General features: G+C 53.6%; 11 protein-coding genes and 1 pseudogene. 9 read left to right on the top strand and 3 right to left on the bottom strand.

Annotated elements, in window-relative coordinates:
- On the top strand, nucleotides 1-348 hold a 348-nt coding region (locus tag Q0072_RS14405), incomplete at its 5' end, for a hypothetical protein (RefSeq protein WP_298331411.1).
- A gap of 92 nt (nucleotides 349-440) precedes the next feature.
- On the opposite strand, the gene Q0072_RS14410 is transcribed toward Q0072_RS14405, so the two are convergent.
- On the bottom strand, nucleotides 441-650 hold the full coding sequence (locus Q0072_RS14410; protein WP_298331413.1) for a hypothetical protein: 210 nt from the start codon (nucleotides 648-650) through the stop codon (nucleotides 441-443).
- Nucleotides 651-836: 186 nt separating this feature from the next.
- Here Q0072_RS14410 and Q0072_RS14415 point away from each other — a divergent pair, with 186 nt between their 5' ends.
- Together Q0072_RS14415 and Q0072_RS14420 are read left to right on the top strand one after the other, a co-directional pair.
- A complete protein-coding gene (locus Q0072_RS14415; protein WP_298331415.1) occupies nucleotides 837-1,094 on the top strand; it encodes a GlsB/YeaQ/YmgE family stress response membrane protein in 258 nt (85 codons plus the stop codon).
- Nucleotides 1,095-1,131: 37 nt separating this feature from the next.
- Nucleotides 1,132-1,644, top strand: a complete 513-nt coding sequence (locus Q0072_RS14420) for a hypothetical protein (protein WP_298331418.1) — start codon at nucleotides 1,132-1,134, stop codon at nucleotides 1,642-1,644.
- A gap of 98 nt (nucleotides 1,645-1,742) precedes the next feature.
- On the opposite strand, the gene Q0072_RS14425 is transcribed toward Q0072_RS14420, so the two are convergent.
- Complete coding sequence (locus Q0072_RS14425) at nucleotides 1,743-2,195, bottom strand: hypothetical protein (protein ID WP_298331420.1); 453 nt, start codon at nucleotides 2,193-2,195, stop codon at nucleotides 1,743-1,745.
- Between the two features lie 314 nt (nucleotides 2,196-2,509).
- Between Q0072_RS14425 and Q0072_RS14430 the strand changes: the two genes are divergently transcribed.
- The 6 genes from Q0072_RS14430 to Q0072_RS14455 are packed head-to-tail and all read left to right on the top strand — an operon-like array spanning nucleotide 2,510 to nucleotide 5,556.
- Entirely contained in the window at nucleotides 2,510-2,713 is a 204-nt protein-coding gene (locus tag Q0072_RS14430; protein WP_298331422.1) for a cold-shock protein, read from the top strand.
- Nucleotides 2,714-2,763: 50 nt separating this feature from the next.
- Nucleotides 2,764-3,036 carry a hypothetical protein gene (locus Q0072_RS14435; RefSeq protein WP_298331424.1) on the top strand — a complete coding sequence of 91 codons (273 nt, stop codon included), beginning with the start codon at nucleotides 2,764-2,766 and terminating at the stop codon, nucleotides 3,034-3,036.
- A gap of 2 nt (nucleotides 3,037-3,038) precedes the next feature.
- Nucleotides 3,039-3,722, top strand: coding sequence for an SOS response-associated peptidase family protein (locus Q0072_RS14440; protein ID WP_298331426.1), 684 nt, complete (start codon nucleotides 3,039-3,041; stop codon nucleotides 3,720-3,722).
- Complete coding sequence (locus tag Q0072_RS14445; RefSeq protein WP_298331428.1) at nucleotides 3,719-4,339, top strand: hypothetical protein; 621 nt, start codon at nucleotides 3,719-3,721, stop codon at nucleotides 4,337-4,339. The genes Q0072_RS14440 and Q0072_RS14445 overlap by 4 nt, the downstream gene beginning before the upstream one ends.
- 58 nt (nucleotides 4,340-4,397) lie before the next feature.
- A complete protein-coding gene (locus Q0072_RS14450; protein WP_298331430.1) occupies nucleotides 4,398-4,649 on the top strand; it encodes a hypothetical protein in 252 nt (83 codons plus the stop codon).
- 1 nt (nucleotide 4,650) lies between these two features.
- Nucleotides 4,651-5,556 (top strand): transglutaminase family protein, encoded by a 906-nt coding sequence (locus Q0072_RS14455; RefSeq protein ID WP_298331432.1) that lies wholly within the window; start codon nucleotides 4,651-4,653, stop codon nucleotides 5,554-5,556.
- A gap of 40 nt (nucleotides 5,557-5,596) precedes the next feature.
- Here the strand turns inward: Q0072_RS14455 and Q0072_RS14460 are convergent.
- Nucleotides 5,597-5,701 (bottom strand): annotated as a pseudogene (locus Q0072_RS14460) (IS5/IS1182 family transposase); the annotation flags it as partial.

Raw genomic sequence — 5,701 nt, forward strand, 5'->3', positions numbered from 1 at the left:
CCTTCACCCGCCGCCTCTTCCATCAAAGCTCACCCAAAAATACCTCATCTAATTGATTCTATTATCAAATATCGACTAAAAAGTCACGAGAAACGATGGCTATCTGGGAAATATGGGATAAAATCCGGAAGCGCGATTGCAATCAAAGGTGACGCGTTTTCATATGACGATACCCTGGATGTACACCTGAGCTCAGGGCACTCCATTCAAGCGCGCATCGAGTCGGTAGGTGACACTCGCCTCACTCTTGTCGCGAACGGGCAGCTGTTTGAGTGTCACCTGTGGCGGACCGGAGATCGGTCACTTCAAGGCAACCTCGGCCCTACGTCCAGCTGGCTGGTTCAGTAGAGCGTCTTTACATGTTGGTCGCCAGATACGGGGAATAGATATTCATTGGTTTTTTTAACAAGGCGTCTCTTAATGCCATATGATCGGCCTCGTTAGGTTGACAGACTTGTGCTTTGAAGGCTCATATCAAGAGGGACTGTTATATAGCTTAAATCGCTCTTTCCTATACTTGATCCGCCATATTTCAAAATCAAAATAACTGCGGGAATCGTAATTAAAACAACGGCAATAACCATAACTCCGGACCAAATTGAAACAAAATCATCGTCTCTTTTTGAATTTTTATTATTTACAATTGACATTTTTTCTTCCTGAAATTTATTCAAATTTTGAATAAATGATAATCCTATTTTGAAATAAAAATATATACGTTACAATTAAAATAATATTTATTAAAAACGCTTATTGAAATATAATTTATAATAATCGAATATAATACTTATATTAATGGGTGTATTTGATTGGGTGTTGCGCAGGGAGTGGTGAAAATGTCTGAATATCAGTTAGGTTGGGTAGTTGCGCTGGTTGTCGGTGCCGCCGCAGGGTGGGTCGTCGATCGGCTCGTGAAATCAGATCAGAGTCTTTTTTCAAATATCATTTTGGGTGTCGTCGGAGCTCTGGTCGCTAACGGCCTAAGCTTCGTTCTTGAGGTCCCCTTTAGTGGGGTGCTGGCATCCCTCATTTTCGGATTAGCGGGTGCTGGCGTCTTAATTGCCGGCAGTCGCCTGGTTTCACCCAGCCGGTAGCCGGTATCTTGAGTTTGTTCTTCCGGAAGGCACTGCAATGATCTCGCAAGACACGGCCATTGAGCGCAGAATGCTTGCGCATGAGCAAATCCTGCAAGCCCTTATAGCGCATATGGTCGAGACCCATCCTGAGTTCCTGGAAAGGTTGAGCGCTACCTTTGGCCGGCCTGTTCGGTTGGCCTCTGCGTTGCATGATTACACAGACACGTCGGACTACGCTGCGGCGTTTGTTCGTGAGATAATCAAACTTGGCGAAAGCCCTGAGCGGCAAGAAGGTTTATCCTTGGTGGCGAAGTGGGACGATTTGTGGCCTACTCGTGGCGAGAGCAATTTGATTAATGAGAATGCTCCCGTCCGCTTTGAAATTTTCCATCGGGAAGGTGTGTGGGAAGTGTTGCGCGATGGGCAACTTATAGGTGGGTATGTTCACCACACCGGGGCCCGTGAAGCCGCTTTGGCCGGGGTACAGCGGATGTTCGAAGAGGGCCGCGCGGCCGAAATCTGGCCGCCCTTTAACAAATCTACCGATCCGCGATTATATAGCAATTGAGCCGTGGATGGCGCGGTGCGTGCGCGGTGATGACTGACCCGATAGGATGCGCGGCTCCCGCTCCCGGCATCTCGGTGCCGCACTGTGGCCGTCAAAGGTCACAACAAAGGAGAGCCGTTCCTCCACGCCGCATATAAACGCCACAAGTCTTTGTCGTCATTTCTGGCCGTGTTTTCGACGGACGGGGATATCGTGCGGATCGGTATTTGGTGTTGATCATGATTGATGTGTCGAACGGCAACAAAGAAAGTTGATGCCATTGGCGACACCAGCACCTCGTGCGGCTGCTGAGTAGTGGACGGGAACTGGGTCGGCATGAGTCCGAAACCCTCAATAATATCCCAGGTCGGACGCTTGCCGCCAATGGCTGGCCAGCACCTCACTATGGGCTTCACATGCACCGCCGAGAGGCGCTCGGGGTTGTCCAGGTGTGGAGATAGCTGGGCTTTGGCGGTGTCAGAGGTGCCATGGCGGCGGGCTGGACGAGTTTGGTGCGAAGGGGCGGGTGCCGGGGATGTCGAAGCCGTCATCGGCAACGCCAGCGTCACCATCAGATTTTCAGCTTAAACGGACATACTAAAATATTAAAAATAAAACGAATGGCGCATCGTTGAAAAAATAAAAAATTCCAATTTGTGAAATAGATAAAGTAAAAATGATATGTTTTTACAATAAATAAATAATCGTTTTTTGAATTTCCATTGAAAATAATTAGGATATGTGGTGAGCGCGTGTTATTGTGTATTTCTAGGCAATTATTTGTCTGGATTTATGCCGTATTCGGTCTCTCTCCCCCAAAATTTTCAATTTCGGCCGATTCCATTCGGGTCCGATGGCGCACGTCTTTATGCAACAGGAGGCCTCCATGGCTCTCGGGACAGTTAAATGGTTCAACTCTATCAAGGGCTTCGGCTTTATTCAGCCTGATGAGGGAGGGACCGACGTGTTTGTGCATGCCTCGGCGGTCGAAAGTGCGGGCCTGCGGTCACTCTCTGAAGGTCAGAAGGTGAGCTATGAGGTTCAGCTGGATCGGGGCCGGTCTTCGGCGAGTAACCTGCAAACCATCTGACCACACCCGGAGCCCGGTCGAAGCGCCGGACCCGTTTTTAGGAGACACCCATGCCCCAGGCACCGCCCCTTGCACCCGTTTCAACCTGCATACAGACCTGGCACGCGATCTGGCCCACGGTCGGCGAGATGCTGGTGAACGCAAATACACCGTCTTACTTTGAAGTCTCGAACATCGCCGGTGTGTGGACGGTTTCCAAGGACTCGGCGCCGATTGAACGCCATAGTAACCGGGCCGCTGCGGTTTTGAGCGTGCGGGACGCAATGCAGGTCATCTTCGCGCGGGGCGCGGCTGCCAGCTGGCGTCTGTTGCGGGAGGCATAGAGATGGTTCCCGAAAACAGAACAGTAAGATCTGCGCCGGACAGGGCCACCGGGGAAGTGCTTTTTGAACCTGATCACGATCTAAGCACGTTTGCCGAAGCGCTTAATTTTGAAATTCCCCCTCGTCAGGCCTATTGCACGGGAGGGCTTCCGCAAACCATCCCTATTGTTATCATGTCCGATGATCGCCAGCGGTTTCAAGCCGTTGACGGCCAATGGGGGCTGGTGCCCCGATGGCATGATGGAGCGTTGAAGACCTGGACGAGCAATCGTCGCTGGACGCCTATCGACGACGTGACAGGTGGAGACCCCTCCGAGACCTTGTGGCGACACTACCATTGTCTCGTCCCCATCATGGGATTTACCCTGCCGTCATTTGACGGGCGGCACCTTCTCAGGGCGCGCTCGTCGAAAAGTGCGCCGATGGCGGCGGCCGGCCTATGGCGACAATATCGTCAGGGCGGACATGAGGTGACCAGCTTCACCATTCTGACCCGCTCCGTTCCCCACAGTCTGGCCGCATATCCAGAGCAGGAGCCGATCTTGTTGAGCGAGGCCGACTGGTGGGTGTGGCTGGTTCACCAGTCACTTCGAGACCTTCAGGCGAGCCCTGTTGGTCAGACGCAGTGTTTTCACCTCAGCGATCGCCCAAGTCCCTTTAAATCGCACCAGATTCGCCACGAATGACCTCCATGCCGCTCGCTTTCCACGACGATCTGACCACGATCGCCGACCTGGTAGACATGGTGCTTATCCAGCCGTGGGAGCCCGGCCGTACAGAGGCGCACCGCGAGGCCCTGGCTCACACGCTGGAGCCTCTTATTCTCAATGGGCTGACCCTTGAGAAAGGGGAGGTTCTGGCGTTTCGCAGGCTTATCGATCGGCACCTGCCTTTGCTCAAACACAGCGAAGATCGTGCTCTGACCGCGACACTGTTTGTGGTCGCCGGCGCGCTTGCCCGGACTGAACCAAATGAGTTCAGGCGCTTTCTCATTCGTCCGCCTGTCGTTGCCGATCTCGATGGGACTTGGAAGCTTCTGGGGTATCTGGTTCAGCTTTACTCCGCCACTGCGGACTTCAGGCCCGAAATCCGCCGGCAGATCATCAATATGGTATTCGGCCCGGTCGAAACGACCGGTAACGCAAGAGATCTGAGGTTGGCGGCAGATTACGTCGCCGCCCGATTGGCCATGCTGAAGTGGACCGGTGCGGAATGCCAGATTACCGGGCTTGCGCTGATGGGGGCGGTTATGGCCTCCCGGCGAGGCCTCACGGAGTTTCGTCTTCATCTGGCTCGCCCCTGATACCGCGTGCCTTCACCGCTATCGCTTCTTTTTTTTCCATGATGAAAGGCCTACGGTCATGGACCTGCGCAAAGACCGACTTGCTCTTCTGGATAAGACCCGTCGCCAACTCCGCATGTCAAAGAACAAACTTACAGCCGTCATATCCATGCGCGAGCGGATTGCGCTTGGCGCCGAAGTGTCGGCCTGTGTCAGTCGTTTGATCGAACTGGATGACGACGCCAGTGGGGACGATCCTGTTAAGGCCCCACCGAAAACCACGAGAGGTTCTGTTCCTTCGCCGCCGAAGCGAGGATGGTGGATCCGCTAGCGTGACATCCTTTGCCATGATGCTGGTCTCTGTCAAACGGCTCATAATCAACCATGTGACCGACTATCGATACAGTGAAGCGGTCCACCTGAACGAGCACCGCCTGCTTCTGAGGCCCAGGGAAGGGCGGCAGGTCAAATTGATTTCACATTCCGTCAAAGTGACCCCGGAGGCTGAGCTTTTCTTTGCGGAGGACGTCTTTGGGAATGACGTTGCGATTGCCACTCTCGCAAAAAAAGCCAGGAGCCTGCGAGTTGAGGCAACCACAGAAGTGGAACTCAGTGCCGTACCGTGGCCGGTCTATCGTATTGACCTCCCGGCAACACACTATCCGTTTGAGTATACCGAGTTTGAAAAGGCCGCCCTTGGCGCTCACATAAGCTCAGACAGTGACTCCGGTTCCCTAACGCAATGGGCCCGAAGCTTTCTGCACGGTCGGTCCATGGACACACTTACCCTTCTGCAGGCCATAAATTCTGGCATTCACAACCAGATCACCTATGAAGCGCGCGACGCGGAGGGCACCCAGTCAGCCGTAGATACACTGGCACTGGGATTAGGGTCCTGCCGTGACTTCGCGGTGTTGTTCACAAAGGCCGCCGCCGCACTGGGTTTTAGAACCCGGCTCGTATCAGGCTATCTGGTTCCGGAAGCTCTCGGTCTGCTGGGCTCGGGGGAGGGGGGCACTACACACGCCTGGGGTGAGGTGTATCTGCCCGGTGCAGGGTGGGCGGCTTTCGATCCGACAAACGAACAGATGGGCCACTACGGCCTTATTGCGGTCGCTGTTGGGCAGGATATGGGCGCTCTTTCGCCCGTGACCGGCAGCTATGGCGGCAGAGACCCTGCTGAGGCCAACCTAAGCATCTCGATCAATATGCGGTTAAAGGGCTCCTCCGAAGCCTGATAGGTGACGACGCGCTTTCCTAAGCAACTAGGCCGTAGACTCATAACGCTTTGATCCAGATGCGAGAGGCTACAATCTTGACAGCGGCAAGGAAGTTAAGGGGATTTTTGTCGTATCGTGTGGCAATTCCCCTGAACTGCTTGAG

Origin of the sequence: Asticcacaulis sp. (assembly GCF_027484505.1) — a bacterium.
Classification (GTDB): Bacteria; Pseudomonadota; Alphaproteobacteria; order Caulobacterales; family Caulobacteraceae; genus Asticcacaulis.